Origin of the sequence: Streptomyces sp. P3 (genome assembly GCF_003032475.1) — a bacterium.
Taxonomy (GTDB): Bacteria; Actinomycetota; Actinomycetes; order Streptomycetales; family Streptomycetaceae; genus Streptomyces.
In genome coordinates this window covers 8,946,099-8,968,014 of record NZ_CP028369.1, presented here as the reverse complement: position 1 = coordinate 8,968,014, position 21,916 = coordinate 8,946,099, and the positions used below count along the sequence as shown (strand labels likewise).

Below are 21,916 nucleotides of genomic sequence, written 5' to 3'. Positions count from 1 at the left end.
CCTGCTGTCGTCGGTTCGCGGTGCCGGAGGAGCGGCCGCTCGGGACCACCCCTGCCTCCGCCGGCTCAGGATGCTTCCATGGCCCGGTTGAAGAGCCGGCCGGCGAGATCGACGCCTACGACCGCACCGTCGGCGTCGCGGGAGAAGTAGCCGCGCTGCCCCTTGAGGCCGCCTTCAGTGACGATGTACTCGTCGCCGTCGCCGGGAAGGAAGCCGATGGCCGCGGCCGGGTGGTCCGGGGGCATCTCCTCGTCCGATGCATCGCGGATCTCCGGCTTGATTCCGACCGCCAGGGTGAGGCGGGTGCCGTCGGCAGCGATGTCGAGAGTGATGGCGTCGATCTCGTAGCGGCCGACGACCTGTTGGGCCCGTCCCTCGTCGTACGGGAGTGGCTCCGGCGTCTTCTCGACGACGCCGAGGTAGTGCTCGAGCACCCATCGCACGGCGGACTGGTTGAAGGGGTAGCCGTCCGGACCGGCGTTAGCCAGGGAGACCACGGCGAAGTTGCGCTCGGGCACGATGAGCAGCTCGGCGAACTGGCCGTTGCCCGAGCCGCCGTGCCCGATTGCGTGGAGGCCGTCCAGGTCGTGCAGGAACCAGCAGATGCCGAAGCCGTCGCCGAGCGTGCTGGCACGCAGCTCGACCGTCTGCTCCCGCATGCGGTGCAGCGCGGCGGCGGGCAGCACGCCCTCGCCGTCGCCGAGTTGGAACCGTGCCCAGCGCAGCAGATCGCTCACCGAGGAGGCGAGGCCGCCGCCGGGGTTGTCGCCGCGCGCGCCCTCCTTGAATCCGGCCCAGGGCCGGGCGGGGCGCATTTCGCCGTCGTCGCCGCGGTTGTAGCCTACGGCGAACTTGCGGACCATCACCTCGGACAGGCCGTAGACGGTGTCCGCAAGGCCCACCGGCTCCAGGACGAGCCGGGCCATGGCCTGCTCGAAGGGCAGGCCGGTGACCTTCTCGATGATCCGCCCGGCCAGGTTGTATCCGGCCTGACTGTACGAGGCGCGGGCACCGGGCGGTGCGATCAGCGGCAACTGCGGCAGCTTCGCCACAAGCCCGGCCAGGGAGCGGTCGCCTTCGCCGTCGTCGATCAGGTTCCAGTCCAGGCCTGCGGTGTGGTTGAGCAGGTTCAGGACGGTGATCTGTGCCGCGGTCTGCTCGTCGGCGAGCTCCAGCTCGGGCACGTAGCGCCGCACCGGCGCGTCCAGGTCCACCTTTCCCTCGGCGACCAGGCGCATCAGCGCGGTCGCGGTGAGGGTCTTGGACACCGACCCCAGGGAGAACAACGTCTTCTCGTCGACCGGCAGCGGGTTGTTGAGGCTGGTCACACCATGCGACGCGTAGATCTCCTGGCCGTCCAGCAGCACCCCGACGGCCACACCGGGAACGCCGAACTCCTGGGCCTGCGCGGCGACGATATCCGACAGCTTCTCCTGCGACATTGCTCCCCCTTCAAGAACTTGAACTAAGTACGAGGAGGAGCGTAGAGGCACTCCTGAACAAAGTGCAAGCGTCTTCTCGCACTAAGTTCAGGTAAGGTGGCGGCCATGCCGCGAGACACACTGACCGCAGACCGGATCATCCGCGCGGCCATCGAGCTCCTGGACGACGAGGGCCTGGACGGCCTCAACATGCGCAGCCTGGCCAAACGGCTCGGCTCGGCCGCCACGGCCGTCTACTGGCACATCAAGACCAAGGACGACCTGGTCCGGCTCGCCGGCGACGCGATCTGGGACGAGGTCGCGCTGCCCGATCTCGATGCCATGGACTGGCGTGCGGCCGCCACCGCCCAGGCCACCGGCATGCATGCGATGCTCACCCGGCACCCCTGGCTCGGCCAGGCGTTCGGCAGCCATCTCCTGTACGGACCCGGCCGGTCCCGCCACAACGACCTCAGCCTCGCCATCTACGAGAAGGCGGGCTTCGCCCCTGCCGACGCGGACCGAGCGGCCGGCACCATGCTCGTCTACGTGCTCGGCAGCGCCCTCGGACCCGCCGCGCAGGTCTCCCTGAACCGCCGGCTGAGCATGAACGGCGCGAGCGCCGAGCAGGCGCTGGCCGAGGCCCTCTCGAGCGCCACCGAGATCGCCATGCAATTCCCGCGGCTGCGCAAACGCCTGGACGCCAGCGCCGCCTCGGAGTACGCCGCGGCGCCCGACAACACCTTCGAGTTCGGCCTCCAGTCCCTCCTCGACGGCTTCGAGGCCCGCCTCACCGCCGACCGCACCAGTCGCCGCGAGTGACGGGATACGGCGGCCGAAGGTTACACCTGGAGGCCCCCCCGAAGCTCGATAAGATCGACTACCGCGAGCGCCACGCGCTCGAGCACGGCAACAACCGCCTCAAGAGGCATAGGGATACGACGGCGACCCGCCGTCCGCGACGAGGCGACCATCCTCGCCGCCACCTATGAATGGCTGCCACCAGCGTCATCGAGGGCAATCCAGTAGCGGCGCTTCACCCCGATTTCGGTGCTGCGCACATCCTCCAGAACGCCGCCATTGCTCTCGATGGTGCGCGCCGAACCGACGTTGCCATCGTCACAAGTGAGAAGGACCCGGCCCAGACCGAGGGCGGGCGCCTTGAGCAGCACCGCTCCCAGCGCCCACGTGGCCAGTCCGCGTCTTCTGGCAGAAGGCCGAATGCTGTAGCCGATGTGTCCGCCGGCTTCCAGCAGAAAGGCGTTCAGATAGTGACGAAGGTCGATAGCTCCGAGGTAGGTCTCACCGTCGACGATCCACCAGTGGGTGGCGTGAACGCGCCCTGGCCCGACAGGCATAGACCGGTCTGACTGCTGGCGCAGTCGCTCGACCCATGAGGCGAAACCTTCCGGACTGTTGAGGTCCTCATCAACAACCAGCCGCAGGCCGGCCCCGTCCTGGTGAGCACCAGGCTGCCACTCGTCACGCGCCGCCAGCCACGAGGAATGCAGCCGTACCGTGGGAGCGATCAGGTCAGCCATACGAAGGACGATACCAATCGCACTCCGACTGATCAGGCACTTTGCGCTGGATCGAGCCTCTGGCTCGTCGAGTGGAAGGCACTTTCGCAACAGACCTCAAGCGGTGCACATGACTCTGTACTTGCTAGTGCCGCTTCTGAAGGCGCGCAGGTTCCAGGAATCCTGGACGCCCGGACACCGGAACCCGCGCGCGAGCACCCGAAATCATAGGGCCTGGCGTACGGGTTGACGGCTGCGGATCAAACGTCACTGGGTGCGTCCGGTCAGCAGGCGATGCGCTCGACGTGAGCGAAGGTCACGGTCTCTACAGCATCGCGGTCGAAACCGCGTTCCCCGGAGTGGTTGATAAACCGGCACGTCCCGGGCGGAACTTCCACGACGGTGTCACTCCAGCCGAGATTGGCGGGATCGCTGCCCTGTGACTTCCAGTGCTCAAGGTCTGCGATGGAGTAGGCCCACAGGTCGGTACAGATGCTCGCCAAGCGAGCACTTCGGGGAGCGACGGATTGTCGTCATCGTCGTAGCGCGGACTGGCAATGATGTAGGTGTCCGGGCCGGTGCGGTACAGGCCGGGGCAGCTATTGCCCACCGGGCCGTAGGCACAGCCGACCGAGCCATGGCTTCGACCGCCCGGGTCTGGCCAAGAGTCGGGGACAAACGTCACCCGAGCACCTTCAGCAGCCGCTTGGACAGGCTTCCGAAAGCTCGGGGGAGACGCTGTGGTCCGAAGGGGAAGAACGCGGCACAGCTCGTCAGGAAAGCCTCAAGGTCTCCTGACGCATCGGCATGCAGTGCCTCGGCGAAGCAGCGGGCGCGGGCGGCCCATGGGCTCGTCGCTTCTCCGTCCGGCCAGGCGACTAAAGCGGCAACCTGGCCGAGAGTCTTGAGGTCGAGCCTCGTCAGGACTGCGAGGGCTTGGTCCGTCAACTCCCACCGCACGTCGTCGTCCAGCCGGTCGGGCTCGCTGTCGTACTCGAGGTGCGGGTAGGGCCAGTAACGTCGATCCGAGGTGTCGATCAGGTTCAGCAACTGTGCCAGTACGACTGAACTCTCTTGCGTATGGCCCGCTGCGACTCGTACGCGCTCGATGTTACAGGCGATATGGATGCGGCGGCCCTCGACAGGATAGTTCCAGGAATCACGAAGCTCCCGGCATCGGTCGAGCGCGAGCAGCATCGAGGAGACCGCCGCGTCGGTCCGGCCCGATGTGAAGTGCACGAAGCCCTCGGCCGCGCAGAGGAAGGAGTCGGCCAGCACGAACGCCTCTCTGCTGATCTTCGCCCGGGTCAGCATCCCTCTCGTGTGCGCCATCAAGGAGCCACCGTCCTGGATCCGGCCGGCCCGGCAGAGCGCGAGGCCCCTCTCCCGCAGGCCGGAGATCGACTCGAGCAGGCGAGCCTCGCCTTCGGTCAGGTCGCGTCTGATGCGTTCTGTGTAGTCCGCCGCGATGTCGGCTTCGGCGTCTCTCCGCGGCAGCGAGGGGCGCGCGATTCCGCTAGCCAGTGCTTCGGCCGCGTCCCGAAGCAGCGGGTGCGGCAGCACGGCGCCGACGCGAGAAGCAGGCGGATCCGGCTGTGTCATGGCGAGTCAGGCTCCAGGCAGTGGTCCGGTGCAATGCCCGCGTATGCGCCCTGTAGTGCATTGAAGTGATTAGCGGGCCATCGTAAGCAAAAGCGTCGATCATGTGCTTCTGTATATCTTGTCAAATATGGTTTCACTTGAGGAGGATTGGTCGTGCGTTTCCTATTCAAGGACCTGATGATCACAGTGACGGACGTCGCCGGTCCGCACTGTGGAGGTTGCTCGGTCATCTCATGCGACCTGCCGACCGTCGGCTGCGGTGGCGTCACCTGCGGCATTACTTCGGTGATCCAGATGGAGGAGTTCGACGCGATGAAGCTCGAGCTGGACCAAGCCCTCCAGGTCGTCCGCGCCACGGCCGAGGTGGAGTCGCAGACCCGCCTCGCGCCCGAGACGGTCGAGGAGGCCGACGAGCTCGAGCAGAAGCTCACCGCGGTCCTCGAAGCGGTGCGGAGTGCGAAGGCGGAGCTCGAGAAGCGCTGAGGGTGCTGCCAAGCGGCCAGAGCGTTCGGTGCGTGAACGGCAGACCAGGAGTCGATGTGGGCGAACCGGCGAGTGATCGGCGCCTCTATCGGTCGAACCCGCGCTATGTCCTGCGTGGACTGGACGATCTCGACCCCTCGCAGCGTCAGGCAGTGGCCGGCACTTCGTCCAGCCCCATCCTGGGCGGACTGCTCGTTCCGGCCGCCTCTGAGGACGGCACGATCAAGGTCGTGAGTCGGTCACTGAGGAGTTTGTTCGAACAACTCGCTGTTCCGTGCCGGCTGCCCTCGCCGGCGTGGCCCGCTCTCTACGGCGAGGAGCTCGGCGACCTCGTCGGCGCCGAGGTGCTCGAAGTCCAGATCGCCGACCGGTTCGTGACCGGCGTGGAAGCGATCGCCGAGCTGGCCACCGGCCGGCCTGCCCCGCCCGTCGGTCGCCTTGCCACCCTGTCGTGCGACGCGATCGCCTACGCGGAGTCGCTTCAGCTCGACGCCCAGGCCGACATCGCCGCGCGGCTGTACACGTTTCACAGGGTGGCGATCCGCCCCGCGTGGCGCACCACCGAGTACGGCGACGCCTTCCGCACGAGGATGCGGCGTGCGATGCCGCACCGACCGGGAAGCGGTCCACGATGGATCGAGGGCCCGAACCACCCATGGCGCACCTGCCGCCGCCGTGACCTCCCGGCACGGGCCGAGCGGTCGACTCCGAAGCTCTACGTCAGTCCCACCCCGGAACACCTGGCGGACACCGTGGCCGCCTCGGTCCCGCTGATCGCGGAGGCTCCCGGTGTCATTGGCTGGAAGGTGGCCGACACCATCGGCGCGATGGTCCGCCCCGACAGGTTCGTGGTCTATCTCGAATCCGAGCGGGCCCTGCAAGACCTGGCCGCGGCGCTTGCGCCAGTCCTGGCCGGAACCGACGTGCACGGCGTTCCGTTCACCTGTGACACCGGCCTCGACGGGCTTCTCTCGTGGGGGCTCGACCCCGCGGCGTCACCGGACAGGCACCACGCACTCGTCGACAGCTGGCGGACCTGGGTCACCGCGCGACTGGCCGGCGGACTGGAGCAGGCACGACGCGCCGGGCTGACCGGCCGTCAGGCGCACTTCGCCGCGCTGCAGCGCATCCAAGCGGCGGGGGTCGACCCCTCCACATGGCAACCGACGGCGGAACCCGTCCGTGCGGGGGAACGGAGCGCCCTGTGAAGGTGACGACCGACAGGCTGATCCTCCCGGCCGACGTCACATTGGCCCCCGTCGGAAACTTCGACTCCGCCGGCCTTGCCGGCCTGGATGTCGGCGAGGGCGACTGGCTCGTCACCCGGCCGGGATCGCGCGCGCGATCCATGGTCCTCTCTCCGGATCTGGCAGAGCTGTTCCTGGGCTTTCGCACCCCCGGCACGATCCCCGACGTCATCGGACGGTACGCCGGAATGCACGCGCTCGACCCGCAAGGAGTCCTCGACGCGTCCTGGCCGGTTCTGACCCGTTTCCTCCATGCCAAATGGCTGGTCCTCGAAGACTCCTATCTGAGTCGGGAGCTCGCAGCCTGGTACGCCCCGGGAATCTCACTCATGGGTCACAGGGTCGAGGCCTGCGTCCACATCACCGACGACACACAGGTCTACCGCACGCGCACGGCCATGGGAGGTCTCTGCGCGATCAAGGTGGTCGACGCGACGAGCAGCCGCTGCGTCGCCGCGTTGGAGCGGGAAGGGCGCATCCTTCAACGTCTGGACGGCTCCCCGAGTCCCCGCTACCTGGGGCTCGGCCACGACGGGCGACGCCGGTTCCTGGCCATGGAATGGTGCGAGGGCACAGACGTCACCAAAGCGGTCGCTCCCGTCGGCGGGGACACAGGATCACGTCAGGTGACGCGCGACGTGCTCTCCGCGGTTCTGTCCGCGTACGCGACGCTGCACGATCGCCAGGTGCTCCACGGCGACGTACACCCCGGAAACGTGCTGGTCGACGCCCAAGGAAAAGTCAGAGTCCTGGATTTCGGGCTCGCTCGGCTGTTCGACGAGCCTGACACCCGCGTCCCCCGCGGAGGAGCGCCGGAGTACTTCGACCCGGACTACGCCAGAGCCGCACGCGCGGGCGGGCCACCACCTGCCGCCACCGCCGATGCGGAACAGTACGCGCTGGGAGCGCTCTGCTACCGGGTGGCGACCGGTCGGGACTACGTGCGCTTCTCCCCCGAGGCGGACCGGTTCCACGAGCAGATCGTGCGGACACCGCCCCTGTCGTTCGCCGAGGCGGGTGTCGTCCCGTGGCCGAAGTTGGAGAGCGTGCTCCACCGGTCGCTGTCCAAGTCCGCGAGCGCCAGGTTCCCTTCGGTGGCCGCGATGGCGACGGCGGTCTCCCGAGTGGGGCTCGACGAGCGACCCGCCACGCGTTCCCTGGTGCCCGTCGTCAACCGCGCGGATCGTCTGATCGAGAGCGTCGGCAAGCTGGTCGACCCGGACCACCGTCTCTTCGCCGAGGGACCCACGACCGGTCCGCGGGCGACCTTCACGAACGGTGCTGCGGGGATCGCCTACTACCTTCTGCGCCTGGCCCTGCTCGAAGGCGACCCCGCGCCGCTCGCCGCGGCCGACCAGTGGGCGGAGCGCGCCGCGCGGTTGGCCCGGGAACCGCGGGGCTTGTACGACGAGAGCGCTGGCGTCGGACGGAACGTCGTCGGCTCTGTGTCTCCCTACCACACCGGGTCAGGTGTCGAATTGGTGCGAGCTCTGGTTGCTCACGCCCGTGGCGACACACGGACCCTCGTCGGGGCTGCCCGCGCCTACCTGCAGTTTATGGACGAGCCGGACCGCGGAGTGGACCCGACCTTCGGAACGCCCAGCGTGCTCGCCGGCTGCAGGCACCTCGTACGGTGCCTGCGAGAGGCCGAGTACCCGGATGACGCCACGGCGTCCGTACTCGAGCAACTGGCGGTCCGCGCCGACGCGTTCGCCGATCATGTGCTCCGGCATGCCCTACGGCGTGGACATGGGGACCGCCACCCGCTTCCCCGCTACACAGGTGCTGCGCACGGGTCGGCCGGCCTGCTGTACACGCTCATGACGTGGTGGGAGGTCGCGAACCACGACGTGGACGGCGATGCCGTGAGGCACCTGGTTGAGCTGGCGAACCTTGGTGTACGGCGCGGGCGGGGACTGAGGTGGCCCATGCACACCAACGAGGCGACGCCGTCGTACATGAACAGTTGGTGCCACGGATCTCCCGGCCATGTATATCTGTGGAACGCGGCACACCGTCTCCTGGGCGATACGGCCTACCACGACATCGCTGCCGCGGCCGCGTTCGCCACCGTCGATGACCGGGGAGCCAACACCTCGCTGTGCTGTGGCCAGGCCGGACATGTCTTCGCGATGCTTCACATGTATCGCTGCACGCGGGAGCGGGCCTGGCTCAGGCTCGCTTCGGAACGACTGCACAGCGCCCTCGTCGACCGGGAGTCCATGCCGGGGGTCGGGTGGAGCCACAGCCTCTTCCGCGGCGATGTCGGGCTTGCCCTAGCGGCGGTGGAGGTCGAATGCCCTGAAGAGGCGAGATTCCCGCTCTTCGAGTAACGACCGAGCGTCGCTGCGGCCGTCCCGCTCCGGAAGTTCACACGCTCAGTCGCGCCGTCACGGGTCGAGAACGGGACGAACAACATCTCGCTGGACAAGATCTTTGCGCTGGCCGATGCCCTGGACGTCGATGTGGCGGAACTCTTCCGCGGTCTCGATCCCTGACGGCAGGTCTCGCCCTGTAGCGGGGTCTACCGGGGTAGCTTCGCGGTGCGTTCGGGGTGGGCCGCGGTGATGTGCCGCATCGCGGTCTGAGAGGAGATGCCGAACAGGCGCATCAGGTGAAGGGGGTCGTCAACCTCGAACGCCTCGTCGCGGATCCGGTCCTGCCGTAGCGTCGGCATCGTGATTCCGGTGGGCCGGAAGATGGCGGTGAACGTGGTACCGATGGGCGAGCGAGTGGTGTCTACCGCGGTCCATCGGTTGATAAGCAGATGCGGGTTGGACGTCACCGGCCAACGGCGGTGACGTTCACGGAGCCACGCGGAGGCGCAGCGGTAGGTTAGTTCGTCCAGGTAGATGATGTGCCGTTTGCCGGGACGTCGGACGATGAGCCGTGCACGGGACAGGTCGAGGCCGGTGAGCAGCAGTCGGCGGATGTCGGTGCCGCTGAGTGCATGGACGCAGACCAGCACCATCACGAAGCGCTGGAAGTCGTTCTGCGCATGGCTAAGGACACTGGCCAGCCGGTCCGAGGGCACGGAAGGCGGGGTCTTGTTGATCCCGGCGAAGACGAGGCCGCGGGTGGGATCGCGGAAGATCACGCCCTCTTGCCGAAGGGCCCGGAAGACATTCCGCAGGACGATGTGGATCGAGCGGGCCGGCGTCCCCTTGCGGGTGGCGATGGCCCGCTTGACGTCGTCGCGGGTGATCTCGCGCAGGCTCTGGATGCCGTCCGCGAGCCACCCCTTGAGGATCGGGTCGAGGACATGCCAGTAGCGGGCGATGCTCCGGTAGGTGCGGCCTGTGTGCTCCCACTTGCCCTCTCCGCGCACGGCCTTGATCCAGACCGAGAGTTCCTGCGCGATCGTCTTGGGCAGTGCGGCGAGCTCGGCCTCCAAGCGCTTCTCATGCGTGTCCCGGCGGAACTCGGCATCCGGGATCAGCAGCCCTCGGGTTTCAAGGAACTGTGTGACCCGCCGTCCGCTGAACTTCAGGGGACGGTTGTCGACGAGCGCCCGGATGTCAGTCTCCAGCAGCGGGGCCTCGGCGCCGAGCCAGGACACCAAGACGGTCAGCGTGTGCCGGGTCTTGGTGGCGGGGACCTTGGACCACATCTCCTGCTTCATCACGCTGTCGAGGTCGGTGAGCAGCCGCTTGGCCGAGTCCGTGAGCGTCGGCATATCCTGCCGCGGCAACTCGGCCACCGGGCGCCAGTCTCGCCGGAGCTCGAACAGCCTCTCCTGCCCAGGGGCCGCCACGTGCTCGGAGACAGGGCGGCGCGGGGTAGGCGGGGCCACGTCCGAGTGACGCAGGCTTGTGGGTGCCGGGACCGGTGAGCCGAGCCACAGCTGCGTTCCGAACCGGGCGATGTCTCCTGGGCCGTAGTTGGCTACGTGCCAGCGGCAACTGCGGCAGTGTCCGCCGGCGAGCGGCACGTCGATTTGGTGGCAGCGGTCGCACGCTCCCGTGGAGACTGCGAGGTTGCCTCTCTTCCGGCAGGCGAAGGAGGCGCAGGGCTCGCAGGTGTCCTTCGTCTTCGCAGTGAACCAGCAGCCGCACTTCTGGCAGGACCTCGGTGTCATCGTCCGGGGCGGCCAGAGACGGCGCGCAGTCCGCGGCGTCCGTGGCCGCTGGGGGCGGTCAGGTTCGCGGGGCTCTGGCAGAAGCCTGAGCATCTCCGCCCGCAGAAGGACCGCTCGGACGGACCGGCCGTAGTTGGGGATGTCGTCGAGGACCAGTTCATCGACGAGGTCGTCGCCGTCTGCGTCGCGTACGGCGAGCGCGAGGCGCAGCATCTCGTGCAGCTTGCGCTGCATGGGTTTGCTGATGCCGGTCTCCGCCGCGAACGCCGCGGTGTGCTCGACGACGTGGCTGTAGCCGGCGAGCGGCCTTTGCAGAATGCGTCGGCAGACATCGATGGACAGCATCCGGCGGACCGGGAAGAGCGGCAGCTGCCCCGGGACAGTGGGTGGGAGGACCGCAGGGTCGTCCCGCGCCGGGGCCGCGGCCGCGCGTATGTGTTCCACCCAGTGCAGCCGCTCGCGCTGATCGACGCCCGTGCGGCCGGTGCGCCTGCCGTACTTCTTCAGAGGTTGGGCGTGGGTGGGGGCGAGGCCGTAATATCGAAGCAGCGGTCAACCGGATCAAGATGCTCAAAGGGCAGATGTTCGGCCGGGCCGGATTCCCGCTTCTCCGAAAGCGTGTTCTCCTGGTGTGACGCTCCGTCACCGGTCCACACACCTTGGGCCAGACCCTTGAGTTGGCCCCGACTTCCGGCTCGGAGTGGCCTCGTCAGTGACGGACCGGCCCACGAGGACTTGGCTGTGCTGTCGTGTCGGATCAGAGCGGGTCGTCGTCCGAGACTCGTGCCCATTCCTCGCACGGCCGCAGACGCGAGAGGATCCTTTTGGCCTCGTCCGGTGTTGCGGGTCGTGAGGTTGTTGACAGGGTGCCGGCGGTCCATGGCTGGCGACCCGCCTCTGACATGAGCGCGAGGCGGCACCGGAGAGCTACAGGGGGGCAGTTCCTGTAGTCGTTACTTGTCGGCGAGCCGGGCTTTTTTGACCCTGTTGCCGCAGGTGTTCATTGAGCACCAGCGGCGGTTTGTGCCGCGACTGGTGTCGAGGAAGAGGCCGGCGCAGCCGGGGCCTTCGCATGCTTTGATCCGGCTGCGGTCGGGGCCTCCGAGTATGTGGATGGCGTCGGCGGCAAGCACTCCGAGCGCGTCCGGTACCGGTGCTTCCTTGCTGAGGCGCCAGACTGCGAGCCCGTTCTCGAGGCCGGGCCTTGGCTGTCCTGCGGCCGCGGCCCCGTTCAGGATCGCGGCGTCACCCGGATTGGGGCGCTGGCCGGCGGCGACGGCCAGCCCGGCACGGTAGATCGCTTCTCTCAGCGTTAGCGCATCCTGGAGCTCGGTGGGCGAGACGTCAGGCACGCCGAGCCCCGCAGCATGCAACCAGAGCTCTAGTCGGCCGAGGTCGGAGAGCCGCTCCTGGGGCTGCGCGCCGGCCCGGTCGCTCATCGTGGCGGTGAAGCGGAACGCCAGCACCTCGTTGTCCAGCCGGAACAGGCGACCGACCTCCACGGGCACCCCCTTTCCGCATGTACCGCCATGGACCTGCATGAACCATCTTAGCCAGTTCGACACGGGCGTCGAATCGCGTCATAGTGTGAACCCTCTTAGACGGTTCACAGGAGGTTGCGCGATGGGCGAGGTTGCAGTCATTGGGCTGGGCGGGATGGGGCGGGCGATCGCGCGCAATCTGGTGCGGGCAGGCCATGAGACTGTGGTGTGGAACCGTTCAGCGGGGCCTGCGGAAGAGCTCGCGGAGGCCGGCGCCCTCCGCGCCGCATCGGTCGCGGAGGCCCTCCAGTGCCCGGTGGCGTTCTCGGTCCTGTCCGACGACACCGCCTTCGCGGAGGCCTTCCTCGACTCCGGGGTCCTCGGACAGGCCCCGCCTGGGGCGGTGCACGTCAACGTGGCCACGGTGAGCGTCGGGCTGGCCCGTCGGGCCGCAGAGGCGCACGCTGCACACGGGATCGGATATGTCGCCGCCCCGGTGTTCGGCCGGGTCAGCGTCGCGAAGGCCGGTGCGCTGAACATCCTCGCCGCAGGACGGCCCGGGCTCATCGACCGGGTCCAGCCGTTCTTCGACGTGATCGGATCGCGCACCTGGCGCCTGGGCGAGCGGCCCGAGCAGGCCAACACCGCCAAGGTCCTGGGCAACTACCTGATCGCCTGCGTGATCCAGTCGCTCGGCGAGGCCGTCAGCGTCGCCGACGCGGCTGGCGCCGACCCGGGTCAGTTCGTCGAACTGCTGGCCTCGACACTCTTTCCCGGACCCGTCTACTCCGGATACGGGTCGATGATCGCGCAGCGCAGATACCGGCCGGCCGGGTTCACCGCAGCACTTGGACGCAAGGACCTCCACCTCGCCCTCGATGCAGCAGCCGGTCAAGCGGTCTCCCTGCCTTTCGGCGAACTGCTCAGAGGCGTGTTCGACCAGGCAATCGCCGATGGCCGCGCAGCGGATGACTGGGCTGTGATTGCCGAGCAGCAGCCGCGGTGAACACCGATGCTCGTACGGTCGTCGGCGGGCGGCACCCAGCGCCGGGCAGGGCGGTCCGCGTGCTGTTCGTGCCGCTGATGATGCTCGCCGGAGGACTCCTTGCTGCCCAGTCCGAGGCCAGTGCCTGTGTCAGATCCGGTGATCTGTGACGTTCCGTGAGGTGTGGTAATCCTGGGGACACCATCCACAGCGCCCAAGCCTTGGGCTTTCACCAGGCATGGCACCCGGCACTCACCCTGCAGATTGCAGTGGTCTCTGATCAGCGAGGATGAGGTTCGTCGTGGTCATTGTTCCCACGCCCGTCGGGTCCACGACCTGGGTGCGCCGGGCACGGTCTTGAGGGCGATGCCGAGGAAGGCGTGGGACCAGTGGATGAGGGTTCCGCCGTAGGCGGAGTCGGCCCGGGCGACAGTGAGTTCGGGGTGGGTCAGGCGCAGGCGGAAGAGCTGGTCGCGGGCGGGGCTGCTGTCGTGCGGGGAGGCTGGGGTGACCATGACGGCGAGCGGCATGCCGCGCATGTCGACGGCCAGGTGCCGTTTCCTGCCGTTGATCAGCTTCCCGGCGTCGAAGCCGCGGGTGTCATGGCTCCCTGCACACCGCGGGCACCGCTCGCCTGACCGGCGAAGCGCACCTGCGCGGCACCCTCACCCCCGGGTGCCTCGCCGATCTCACCGTCTGGGCCCAGGACCCCGCCCAGTGCCTGGGCGACGCCCTGCATGACCTCAGGCCCACGCACACCTTCGTCGGCGGCCTCCTGGTCACACCGACCGGCACGCGGTAATCAGTCCACTCACCCGGGACTGGCTCTGTCCTGGTAGCGCGAGCGGCCGTTGAGATGGACCTCTTGGCGGCCGCTGCCGAAAGGTGTCGATGACCATGTCGCGTACCCGAGAGTTCGTTCAGGTCGACGTGTTCTCCACGAGCCCCTACTCCGGCAATCCGGTCGCGGTGATCCTGGACGGGACGGACCTGAGCGATGAGCAGATGCAGCAACTGGCGCGCTGGACGAATCTGTCCGAGACCACGTTCGTGCTGCCCGCGACGGTGCCGGAGGCTGACTACCGGCTGCGGATCTTCACGCCGGGAGGCGAGCTGCCGTTCGCCGGGCACCCCACCCTCGGCTCCGCGCGTGCCTGGCTGGACGGCGGCGGCACCCCGCAGCACGCCGACCGGATCGTGCAGGAGTGCGCGGCCGGCCTGGTCGCCGTGCGCCGCGGCGAGGACACCTTGTCCTTCGCCGCCCCGCCCCGCATCCGTACCGGCGTACTCGACGAGGACTATCTGAGCCAGGTCGTGGCCGCGTTCGGCATCACGCGGGAGCGGGTCGTGGCTCATCAGTGGGTGGACAACGGGCCCGGCTGGGCTGTGCTCCAACTGGCCACCGCCGAGGAGGTCCTTGCCCTCGAACCCGACCTGGCCCTGATCCCGGACGCGATGGTCGGCGCGATCGGCGCGTATTCCGAGGGATCCGAGTACGCCTTCGAGCTGCGTACGTTCGCCCCGGGCGCCGGCGTTCCCGAGGATCCTGCGTGCGGCAGCATGAACGCCGCCGTGGGGCAGTGGCTCACCTCCACCGGCGCCGCCCTCTCCACCTACCGGGTTTCCCAGGGCGCGAGGGTGGGACGGGCCGCGAGGATCGAGGTCGCCGCCGATCCGGACGGCACGGTCTGGGTCAGCGGCGCCGCCGTCATCTGCATCCGCGGCGCCATCACCCTCTGACCGCCGCACCTCATGGGCTGTTAGGGGAGAGCGTCTTCATGGTGACGTAGCTGGTCACCGTGGCCACGCCGGGCAGGGCGGCCAGCTGGTTGGCGTGGAAGTCCTCGTAGGCGGGCAGGTCGGCGACCTCGACCTGGAGCAGGTAATCGAAGTTGCCGGTGATGTGGTGGCAGGCGACCACCTCGGGCAGCTGGGTGATGCCGCGTTCGAACGCGACCACGTCCGCGCGGGTGTGCCGCATCAGCCGGACCCCGGCGAACACCCGCAGGCTTCGGCCGACCGCGGCGGGATCGATCAGCGCCCGGTAGCCGCGGATGACCCCGGCCTCCTCCATCTGGCGCACGCGCCGCAGGCAGGGTGACGGAGACAGCCCGACCCGGGCGGCGAGCTCGTTGTTGCTGATCCGACCGTTCTGTTCAAGTACGGCCAGAATCGACCGATCCACATCATCCATGGCGGCAGATTATTGCGCCTGTTGGCCGACTACCACAATCGTGTACCTTCACTGAGCGCAATTTGCTGCCAAAGTTGCCATGATCCACCCATATCCGGGAGATGGTCAGCCACGCTTCATGGCGTCGTAACCGACATCCATGGAAGGGCTGGCCATGCCGGGCAAGAGCACCACCACCGTTCACGCCGATCGCGGGATCCATCCCACTCGCACGGTGGCACCGCCCATCTACCAGACGGCGACGTTCTGGGCCGAGGACGGCGAGACGTTCGCGCAGGGCGCCGTCGAACCGCGGGGAAAGGACTTCTACACCCGCTTCGGCAACCCCAACCACGCCCAGGTCGCGGCCGTCGTCGCGGAGCTGGAGGGCACTGAGGCCGCCATGGTCACCGCGTCCGGGATGGCCGCGCTCACCACCGCCGTCCTCGCCGTGGTCTCTGCCGGTGACCATGTCATCGGGCAGAGGTCCACCTACGGCGGCACCGGCTCGGTGCTGATGAACCTGCTCCCGCGCCTTGGCGTGTCGACCACCCAGGTCGACCAGACCGACCCGGAAGCGTTCGCGAAGGCGTTGACCCCCCAGACCCGCCTGATCCTGGTCGAGACACCGAGCAATCCGCTGCTGCAGATCACCGATCTGCGCGCGGTCGCGGACCTGGCCCGCGCGCACGACGTGCTGACCATGGCGGACAACACCTTCGCCACCCCGCTCAACCAGCGGCCCGCGGACCTCGGCATCGACCTGGTCTGGCACAGCGCGACCAAGTACCTCAACGGCCACTCCGACGTCTCCGCCGGAGTGATCGCCGGGCCGGCCGAACTCCTGGATCGGATCTGGGACGTCGGCCTGCTCACCGGCGCTACGCTCGGCCCGATCGATGCCTGGCTGCTGCTGCGCGGGATGCGCACCCTGCCCCTGCGCGTGCCCCGGCACAACGCCAACGGCCTGGCCCTCGCCGAGGCGCTCAGCGAGCATCCGGCCGTGGCCTGGGTTCACTATCCCGGCCTGTCGTCCCACCCTCAGCACAAACTGGCGGCCGACCAGATGAGCGGCTTCGGCGGGGTGCTCGGCATCGAGTTCACCGGTGGCTTCGAGACGGCCGACGCGTTCCTCGGCAAGCTGCGCTACTCCCTTCGCTCGGCGAGCCTCGGGGGCGTGGAATCCCTGGCCGTGCACCCGGCGTCCATGTGGCGCGGCATGCTCAGCGAGGACCAGATCGCCGAGTCGGTTCCGCTGGGCCTGGTCCGGCTGGCCGCGGGCACCGAGGACACCGCCGACCTGGTGGCCGATGCACTGGCCGCCGCCGACGCGGTCCACGCCACGGCAAGCGCCTGAACCACTACCAGTGCGCCAGCCGCGCGCTGCGGCGACGCCACCTGCCCGTGCCTCCACTCGTGACCGGTGCGGGTCCGGCCGCAACCGGCCCTTGAGATTGCAGCAGCTCAACGAAGAGGTGCATGTCCATGTCCCACCTGCAAAACCGCGGCCTCGCCGACGCTGCGTTCGCCCACGAATCCGAGGGTGACGCACCCGGCCGCGGTGCCCCGCTCGCGCGCGGGCTCAAGCAACGCCACCTGTCGATGATCGCCCTCGGCGGTGTCATCGGCGCGGGCCTGTTCGTCGGCTCCGGCGCCGGCATCGCGGCCGCCGGGCCATCGATCGTCCTCGCCTACGCATTGTCCGGCGTGCTGGTCATGCTGGTGATGCGCATGCTCGGCGAGATGTCGGCGGCGAACCCGGCCTCCGGATCGTTCTCGGTGCACGCCGAACGTGCGATCGGGCCGTGGGCGGGCTTCACGGCCGGCTGGATGTTCTGGACGCTGCTGTGCGTGGGCGTCGGTGCCGAGGCGATCGGCGCCGCGGGCATCATGATCGGCTGGTTCCCGGGCACCCCGTCCTGGATGTGGGTCCTGCTGTTCATGACCGCGTTCTGCGGCACGAACCTCGCGGCGGTCCGCAACTTCGGTGAGTTCGAGTTCTGGTTCGCGGCACTGAAGGTCGGCGCGATCTCCCTCTTCCTGGTCCTGGGCGGCCTCGCGATCTTCGGCATCCTGCCCGGCACTCAAGCCCCCGGCACGGCGCACCTCACCGGGGACGGCGGCTTCCTGCCCCTCGGTACGAACGGCCTGGTCATCGGCCTGCTCACCTCGGTGTTCGCCTACGGCGGCCTGGAGACGGTCACCATCGCCGCCGCCGAGTCCGAACACCCGGTCCGCGGTGTGGCCACAGCGGTGCGCACCGCGATGTGGCGTATCGGCGTCTTCTACGTCGGGTCCATGCTGGTCATCGTCACGCTCATCTCGTGGAGCGACCCCGCCGTCACCACCAGCGGCCCCTACGTGGCGGTCCTCGACCACCTCGACATCCCCGCCGCCGGCCAGCTCATGAACGTCATCTTGCTCATCGCCCTGCTGTCCGCGATGAACGCCAACATCTACGGCTCCTCCCGCATGGCCTACTCGCTGACAGCCCGCGGACAGGGCCCGAAAGCACTCGGCACGGTCACCAGCGGAGTGCCGCGGCGCGCGGTGATCGCCTCCTCCGCCTTCGGCTTCATCGCGGTCCTGCTGAGCTACTGGTGGCCGGAGACCGTTTTCACCTGGCTGCTCAACACGGTCGGCGCGGCCGTGCTGGTGGTGTGGGGCTTCATCGCCGCCGCCCAGCTGCGGATGCGCCGGAAGCTGGAGCGGGAGGCGCCCGAGACTCTGGTCGTGAAGATGTGGGCCTTCCCCGCCCTGACCTGGGCGGCGCTCGCGGGAGTGCTGGCGATCCTGGCCCTCATGGCCCGCGAGGGCGACACCCGCGTGCAGCTGTACTTCACCGGCGGCCTGACCCTTGCCCTCTCCCTCATCGGCTGCCTGCGGCAGAAAACCCAGACCGCCCGTGCCTGACCGGCGCCCAGCCGCGCGGAGCCGCTACGGCCGCCACACCACGATCTCGCCCCATACGAAGAAATCCGTGAAGGAGTGCATCCGATGAAAACCCTGCTCACTGGCGGCACCGTGGTCAGCATGGACCCGGCTGTCGGCGATCTCGCCCGCGGTGACGTGCTCATCGAGGACGGCGTGATCGTCGAGGTCGCCGAACGGATCGACGCACCGGACGCCGAGGTGATCGACGCGACCGACCGGATCGTCATGCCCGGCTTCGTCGACAACCACCGCCACACCTGGCAGACCGCATTCCGAGGCATCGGCGCGGACTGGACGTTCGCAGAGTGGGCGGCGGCCATGCACGGCACGGTCAAACCCCACTACCAGCCCGAAGACGTCTACGCGGGCACCCGCCTCGGCCGCCTGGAGGCCCTGAACTCCGGCGTGACCATCATGCTCGACTGGTACCACGTCGCGCAGACTCCCGAGCACGAGGACGCCGCCCTCTCCGCGCTGCGCGACGCGCCCGGGCGGTCGATCTTCTGCCTCGGCGCCGGATGGGGCACCACCGACCCCGTCGACACCGCCATCCGCCGCGTCCGCTCCCAGCTCGGTGACGGCGGCCCGGTCTCCATGGCCTTGGGACTCCGAGGCCCCGAAGCCGCCGGAATGGACGCCGTCGCCCATGAACTGAAATTGGCCGCCGAACTCGGCCTGCGCACCAGCCTGCACGTCGACATCACAGCCGGGGCCGTCGCCGATCTGCGCGGGCACGGCCTGCTGCGGGACACCACCACCTTCGTGCACGGCAACGGACTCAGCGATGACGAGCTGCGCATGCTCGCCGACGCGGGCAGCTCCCTGTCGATCAGCCCTGACGTCGAGCTGAAGATGGGCTTCGGCTGGCCGATGACCGGCCGGGCGCTGGCCGCCGGACTGCGCCCGACCCTATCTGTCGATGACGTCCCCTCGGCCGCCGGTGACATGTTCTCCACCATGCGTACCGCCTTCGCCGTGCAACGCGGCCTGGACGGCGGCCTGCGCTCCCGCGATCTGCTCGCCTTCACCACCATCGACGCCGCCGCCTCATGCGGTCTCGACCACAGGAGCGGCAGCATCACACCCGGCAAGGACGCCGACATCATCCTGCTCCGCGCCGACGACCTGACCGTCTTCCCGGTCACCGACCCGGCCGCCACCATCGTCAGCGCCGGCCACCCCGGCCTGGTCGACACCGTCCTCGTCGCCGGCCGCGTGGTCAAACGCGACGGCGTACTGCTGGACGTGGACCTGGCGGCACTCCGGACCCGACTGCTCGAATCACGCAACCGGATCGCGGCGGCCGCCGGCATCCGACTCGACGGCACATGGCGCCCCGAGGCGGTGTCAGAGTAGGCACGCTCGGTGTCGAGTGCCTCTGCGTCTCGCCTGCGTCCACACCCGTGGGGGCCACAGGCGTGGACGCGGTGCGTACGCGTTGCGCTCCTCCGCTGCCGCGGCGTACTGACGCCGAGAACTCAGTTGGCGAACGGCGGCACGTCACCGGGTGTGAGGTCCTCTCGAAGCCGCAGGAAGCGCACCGGGTGACGGCAATGCCCCTCGTCGACGGCGGAATCAGCTTGGAACTCGGCCACCGGATCGGAACGCACCGGGTGGGCGCCCCAGCCCGCACTGAAGTGGCGCCGGAGACGCAGGGGGTCGTGCGCCTGACGGTCATGGGTTCCCGGACACCGAGATCGCCGAGCAGCTGAACCTCACCCACGCGACCGTCCGTCAGCGCAGGTCGCGCTTCAGGACCGCTCTCTAACTCACAGCGTCACCGTCGGGCCGACGCTGAACGAGTACCGGGCCGGGAAGAGCGGCCTCCGGCGCGGGAAAGGACGACTGGTCCAGCGGGCCTATGAGTTCGGTCGGTTCACCGGACGATCCGTCCGCGCAGGATGATCCTGCTCGGGTGGGGGATCGCCTGCGGGGTGAGGGTGGGATCGGTGTCGTAGGCGACGAGGTCGGCAGGGGCGCCGTCGGTGAGGCTGGGCAGGCCGAGCCAGGCGCGGGCCCGCCAGGCGGCTGCCGCGAGGGCGTCCTCGGCAGGCACTCCGCAGCGGTGCAGCCAGGCCACCTCGTCGGCGACGGTGCCACATGGGTGACTGTCGGTGCCGGCAAGCACGGTCGCTGGACCGGATCCAGGACGCCGCGCCCACCGTGGAGACCGCCACGGCCTCCCTCTGACCGTCGCTCGACGCCGCCTCCCCCGTCGGCTCCGGGCGGCCGCCAAAAGCCTCCGGCGTCGATCACGACGGCCCCCGGCTTGACGTCTTCGCCGCGAATAAGCCGAGGCCTTCCCATGGCCGCCACAACAACGTCCGCTTCCCGCACGGTCGCGGCCAGATCAGTCTTACGGGAGGAACGATGTCGCTGAGTTTCGACGCCACCGGAGTGCTCTGCGCAGTGAGGGGGCGCCCATGCCGCCGAAGGCCACGGTCGATCTGCACACAGCGATCCGCCGTGATCGCTGTGGGGAACGAGTTCTGTATCCGTCTGGGCATGGCCGGGTACGACGCCGAGAACGCTGCAGCGTGCTGGGCGCCGCCGTCGCGGCCGCGATGGCCGCGGGCATGTGATCCGGGATCCTCGAGTGCAACCGGACCGGCGGCACGGTGAAGCAGATCCACACCGGGTGGGCGGCCCGCTCCGGGATCGCGGCCGCGCAGCTGGCCGCGTCCTGACGATGATTCAGCCCAGCAGGTCCCGGATCTCCCGGACGAGGTCGATGGAGGCGTCGATCTCCAGCTTGCGGTTGGTGAGGCTCTCGACGTTGATCCCGAAAGGCAGGCCGAGGCGGCGGCAGTACGCGATCAGGGCCCGGGCGTTGAGGAGGCACTGCTCGTACGACGCGGCGAGGGGGTCGCCGCGAGTGATCTCGGCTTGGAGCCATCGCGGGACCTCGATGCCGAGCCAGGTCATGAACTCCAGGGTCTTCACCGACCCGCACGGGGCCAGGGTCAGCACCACCGGCTTCGGGTCCAGGCCCTGGTCACGGCAGCCGAGGGTGTAGTCGGAGAGCAGGTTGCGGGTGTGGTCCAAGTCGTAGCAGACCTGGGAGACGAAGAACTCGCAGCCGACGTCCTGCTTGTGCAGCATGCGTGCGTGCTCCGTCCCCGAGGCGGCGTGCCGTTCGGCGATGACCACGCCGCCCATCCGCGGCGGGAGGGAGAGCCCGGCATGCCGGCGGTAGGCCTCGGGAAGACTCGTCCGGACCACCTGGTGCCGGGAGGCCGCGCCGACCAGGACGGTCAGCACCCGGTCGCGGTCGGCCTGCGACCACCACCGATCCAGCTGGTCGCCGGTGTACTTGCCCACGGCGCGGTAGACGATCACCGGGCCGGCCCAGTCGGCGAGGTGGCCGTCGAGGAAGTGGGCCGGGTCCATCATCGGCATGAACGGGAACGGTCGCGGGGCCTCGGACCGGTCGGCCTCGGCGTCCACGTCGTAGAGGATGAGCCCGTCGACCTGCACCGACCGGAGCCGGGTCAGGGCCGCGGCGGCGACGGCGTCGGCCTGCTCGGGGGTGGTGGTCCGCCGTGGCGGGGTCAGGCCGAAGAGCAGGACGCCGTCACGGGTACGGTCCATGAGCTCGGCGGCCGTCACGGTCTCGGGGGAAGCCATGCGTGCATTTTGTCATCCCACTCACGGCAGGAACCGCACCCGGCCTTCAGGCGCGGACCCGGTTCGCCGGGCGACGCCCGCAGGCGCGGAGCAGACCGGCTCGGCCCGGCACCTCGCCGGGTCCGGGATCACCGCGAACACGTGAGCCCCGCGGTGATCGTCACCGGCGGGATGCGGCAGACGGTCGAGGACGAGACCAGCTGGTGCGGCCGGCCGCAGGAGTGGTCGCAGCTGGAGCCGCGCGTGGTGGCCGAGTACGCGCCGAACCCCACGGGGCGGCTGGGCACGGGGGAAGACATTGCGGCCTCAGTGTCCTTTCTGGCCAGCCCGCTTGCGGTCCGTCACCCTCACACGCCAGAACGCCG

General features: G+C 68.9%; 20 protein-coding genes and 3 pseudogenes. 11 read left to right on the top strand and 12 right to left on the bottom strand.

Annotated features, from left to right (window positions below; all coding sequences use genetic code 11):
* Nucleotides 1–65 precede the first annotated feature (65 nt).
* Nucleotides 66–1,442 carry a serine hydrolase gene (locus tag C6376_RS39955; RefSeq protein ID WP_107448039.1) on the bottom strand — a complete coding sequence of 459 codons (1,377 nt, stop codon included), beginning with the start codon at nt 1,440–1,442 and terminating at the stop codon, nt 66–68.
* Nucleotides 1,443–1,547: 105 nt separating this feature from the next.
* On the opposite strand from C6376_RS39955, the gene C6376_RS39950 reads away from it, so the two are divergent.
* A complete protein-coding gene (locus C6376_RS39950; protein ID WP_107448037.1) occupies nt 1,548–2,243 on the top strand; it encodes a TetR/AcrR family transcriptional regulator in 696 nt (231 codons plus the stop codon).
* A gap of 164 nt (nt 2,244–2,407) precedes the next feature.
* On the opposite strand, the gene C6376_RS39945 is transcribed toward C6376_RS39950, so the two are convergent.
* From C6376_RS39945 to C6376_RS39935, 3 genes are all read right to left on the bottom strand, one after another.
* Nucleotides 2,408–2,962, bottom strand: coding sequence for a GNAT family N-acetyltransferase (locus tag C6376_RS39945; RefSeq protein ID WP_107448035.1), 555 nt, complete (start codon nt 2,960–2,962; stop codon nt 2,408–2,410).
* A 263-nt stretch (nt 2,963–3,225) separates the two neighbouring features.
* Nucleotides 3,226–3,444 carry a hypothetical protein gene (locus C6376_RS39940; protein ID WP_107448033.1) on the bottom strand — a complete coding sequence of 73 codons (219 nt, stop codon included), beginning with the start codon at nt 3,442–3,444 and terminating at the stop codon, nt 3,226–3,228.
* Between the two features lie 178 nt (nt 3,445–3,622).
* Nucleotides 3,623–4,543 (bottom strand): hypothetical protein, encoded by a 921-nt coding sequence (locus C6376_RS39935; RefSeq protein WP_159083411.1) that lies wholly within the window; start codon nt 4,541–4,543, stop codon nt 3,623–3,625.
* A 153-nt stretch (nt 4,544–4,696) separates the two neighbouring features.
* On the opposite strand from C6376_RS39935, the gene C6376_RS39930 reads away from it, so the two are divergent.
* The 4 genes and pseudogenes from C6376_RS39930 to C6376_RS46625 all read left to right on the top strand — a co-directional run.
* Nucleotides 4,697–5,026: a hypothetical protein gene (locus C6376_RS39930; protein WP_107448030.1), complete on the top strand. Its 330-nt coding sequence runs from the start codon at nt 4,697–4,699 to the stop codon at nt 5,024–5,026.
* A 32-nt stretch (nt 5,027–5,058) separates the two neighbouring features.
* Nucleotides 5,059–6,234 carry a hypothetical protein gene (locus C6376_RS39925; RefSeq protein ID WP_159083410.1) on the top strand — a complete coding sequence of 392 codons (1,176 nt, stop codon included), beginning with the start codon at nt 5,059–5,061 and terminating at the stop codon, nt 6,232–6,234.
* Nucleotides 6,231–8,606 carry a lanthionine synthetase LanC family protein gene (locus C6376_RS39920; protein WP_159083409.1) on the top strand — a complete coding sequence of 792 codons (2,376 nt, stop codon included), beginning with the start codon at nt 6,231–6,233 and terminating at the stop codon, nt 8,604–8,606. The genes C6376_RS39925 and C6376_RS39920 overlap by 4 nt, the downstream gene beginning before the upstream one ends.
* A 69-nt stretch (nt 8,607–8,675) precedes the next feature.
* A pseudogene (locus tag C6376_RS46625) lies at nt 8,676–8,771 on the top strand (helix-turn-helix domain-containing protein); the annotation flags it as partial.
* Nucleotides 8,772–8,797: 26 nt separating this feature from the next.
* On the opposite strand, the gene C6376_RS39910 reads toward C6376_RS46625, so the two are convergent.
* Both C6376_RS39910 and C6376_RS39900 read right to left on the bottom strand, forming a co-directional pair.
* Entirely contained in the window at nt 8,798–10,696 is a 1,899-nt protein-coding gene (locus C6376_RS39910; protein WP_107448024.1) for a hypothetical protein, read from the bottom strand.
* Nucleotides 10,697–11,304: 608 nt separating this feature from the next.
* Entirely contained in the window at nt 11,305–11,853 is a 549-nt protein-coding gene (locus C6376_RS39900) for an ABATE domain-containing protein (RefSeq protein WP_216825659.1), read from the bottom strand.
* A 37-nt stretch (nt 11,854–11,890) separates the two neighbouring features.
* Between C6376_RS39900 and C6376_RS39895 the strand changes: the two genes are divergently transcribed.
* Nucleotides 11,891–12,838 (top strand): NAD(P)-dependent oxidoreductase, encoded by a 948-nt coding sequence (locus C6376_RS39895; protein ID WP_107448019.1) that lies wholly within the window; start codon nt 11,891–11,893, stop codon nt 12,836–12,838.
* Nucleotides 12,839–13,167: 329 nt separating this feature from the next.
* Here C6376_RS39895 and C6376_RS39890 read toward each other — a convergent pair.
* Nucleotides 13,168–13,416, bottom strand: a pseudogene (locus tag C6376_RS39890) (transposase); the annotation flags it as partial.
* A gap of 11 nt (nt 13,417–13,427) precedes the next feature.
* Between C6376_RS39890 and C6376_RS39885 the strand changes: the two are divergent.
* Both C6376_RS39885 and C6376_RS39880 read left to right on the top strand, forming a co-directional pair.
* Nucleotides 13,428–13,619 carry an amidohydrolase family protein gene (locus C6376_RS39885; protein WP_107449445.1) on the top strand — a complete coding sequence of 64 codons (192 nt, stop codon included), beginning with the start codon at nt 13,428–13,430 and terminating at the stop codon, nt 13,617–13,619.
* 95 nt (nt 13,620–13,714) lie between these two features.
* Complete coding sequence (locus C6376_RS39880; protein WP_107449444.1) at nt 13,715–14,557, top strand: PhzF family phenazine biosynthesis protein; 843 nt, start codon at nt 13,715–13,717, stop codon at nt 14,555–14,557.
* A 10-nt stretch (nt 14,558–14,567) separates the two neighbouring features.
* Here the strand turns inward: C6376_RS39880 and C6376_RS39875 are convergent, their stop codons facing one another.
* The gene (locus C6376_RS39875; RefSeq protein ID WP_107448016.1) at nt 14,568–15,011 is read right to left on the bottom strand and encodes an Lrp/AsnC family transcriptional regulator; all 444 of its coding nucleotides are present in this window, start codon (nt 15,009–15,011) and stop codon (nt 14,568–14,570) included.
* Between the two features lie 154 nt (nt 15,012–15,165).
* On the opposite strand from C6376_RS39875, the gene C6376_RS39870 reads away from it, so the two are divergent.
* The 3 genes from C6376_RS39870 to C6376_RS39860 all read left to right on the top strand — a co-directional run bounded on the left by C6376_RS39870 (nt 15,166) and on the right by C6376_RS39860 (nt 19,280).
* Nucleotides 15,166–16,347, top strand: coding sequence for a PLP-dependent aspartate aminotransferase family protein (locus C6376_RS39870; RefSeq protein ID WP_107448014.1), 1,182 nt, complete (start codon nt 15,166–15,168; stop codon nt 16,345–16,347).
* A 245-nt stretch (nt 16,348–16,592) separates the two neighbouring features.
* Nucleotides 16,593–17,903 (top strand): amino acid permease, encoded by a 1,311-nt coding sequence (locus tag C6376_RS39865; RefSeq protein WP_254076451.1) that lies wholly within the window; start codon nt 16,593–16,595, stop codon nt 17,901–17,903.
* Nucleotides 17,904–17,987: 84 nt separating this feature from the next.
* Entirely contained in the window at nt 17,988–19,280 is a 1,293-nt protein-coding gene (locus C6376_RS39860) for an amidohydrolase family protein (protein ID WP_107448012.1), read from the top strand.
* Between the two features lie 520 nt (nt 19,281–19,800).
* On the opposite strand, the gene C6376_RS39855 is transcribed toward C6376_RS39860, so the two are convergent.
* The 4 genes and pseudogenes from C6376_RS39855 to C6376_RS44205 all read right to left on the bottom strand — a co-directional run bounded on the left by C6376_RS39855 (nt 19,801) and on the right by C6376_RS44205 (nt 21,850).
* On the bottom strand, nt 19,801–20,052 hold the full coding sequence (locus C6376_RS39855; RefSeq protein ID WP_254076264.1) for a hypothetical protein: 252 nt from the start codon (nt 20,050–20,052) through the stop codon (nt 19,801–19,803).
* A 113-nt stretch (nt 20,053–20,165) separates the two neighbouring features.
* Nucleotides 20,166–20,288: pseudogene (locus C6376_RS39850) on the bottom strand (bifunctional 5,10-methylene-tetrahydrofolate dehydrogenase/5,10-methylene-tetrahydrofolate cyclohydrolase); the annotation flags it as partial.
* A gap of 330 nt (nt 20,289–20,618) precedes the next feature.
* Entirely contained in the window at nt 20,619–21,551 is a 933-nt protein-coding gene (locus C6376_RS39845; protein WP_107448010.1) for a 5,10-methylenetetrahydrofolate reductase, read from the bottom strand.
* 128 nt (nt 21,552–21,679) lie between these two features.
* A complete protein-coding gene (locus C6376_RS44205) occupies nt 21,680–21,850 on the bottom strand; it encodes a hypothetical protein (RefSeq protein ID WP_159083408.1) in 171 nt (56 codons plus the stop codon).
* Nucleotides 21,851–21,916: the final 66 nt, after the last annotated feature.

What these genes read in the sequence shown, in the direction of transcription:
- C6376_RS39935 (WP_159083411.1), bottom strand. Translation starts at nt 4,543, where the DNA reads ATGACACAGCCGGATCCGCCTGCTTCTCGCGTCGGCGCCGTGCTGCCG.
- C6376_RS39955 (WP_107448039.1), bottom strand. Translation starts at nt 1,442, where the DNA reads ATGTCGCAGGAGAAGCTGTCGGATATCGTCGCCGCGCAGGCCCAGGAG.
- C6376_RS39870 (WP_107448014.1), top strand. Translation starts at nt 15,166, where the DNA reads ATGCCGGGCAAGAGCACCACCACCGTTCACGCCGATCGCGGGATCCAT.
- C6376_RS39880 (WP_107449444.1), top strand. Translation starts at nt 13,715, where the DNA reads ATGTCGCGTACCCGAGAGTTCGTTCAGGTCGACGTGTTCTCCACGAGC.
- C6376_RS39945 (WP_107448035.1), bottom strand. Translation starts at nt 2,962, where the DNA reads ATGGCTGACCTGATCGCTCCCACGGTACGGCTGCATTCCTCGTGGCTG.
- C6376_RS39845 (WP_107448010.1), bottom strand. Translation starts at nt 21,551, where the DNA reads ATGGCTTCCCCCGAGACCGTGACGGCCGCCGAGCTCATGGACCGTACC.
- C6376_RS39865 (WP_254076451.1), top strand. Translation starts at nt 16,593, where the DNA reads ATGATCGCCCTCGGCGGTGTCATCGGCGCGGGCCTGTTCGTCGGCTCC.
- C6376_RS39895 (WP_107448019.1), top strand. Translation starts at nt 11,891, where the DNA reads ATGAACCATCTTAGCCAGTTCGACACGGGCGTCGAATCGCGTCATAGT.
- C6376_RS39910 (WP_107448024.1), bottom strand. Translation starts at nt 10,696, where the DNA reads ATGCTGTCCATCGATGTCTGCCGACGCATTCTGCAAAGGCCGCTCGCC.
- C6376_RS44205 (WP_159083408.1), bottom strand. Translation starts at nt 21,850, where the DNA reads ATGTCTTCCCCCGTGCCCAGCCGCCCCGTGGGGTTCGGCGCGTACTCG.
- C6376_RS39875 (WP_107448016.1), bottom strand. Translation starts at nt 15,011, where the DNA reads ATGGATGATGTGGATCGGTCGATTCTGGCCGTACTTGAACAGAACGGT.
- C6376_RS39860 (WP_107448012.1), top strand. Translation starts at nt 17,988, where the DNA reads ATGAAAACCCTGCTCACTGGCGGCACCGTGGTCAGCATGGACCCGGCT.
- C6376_RS39950 (WP_107448037.1), top strand. Translation starts at nt 1,548, where the DNA reads ATGCCGCGAGACACACTGACCGCAGACCGGATCATCCGCGCGGCCATC.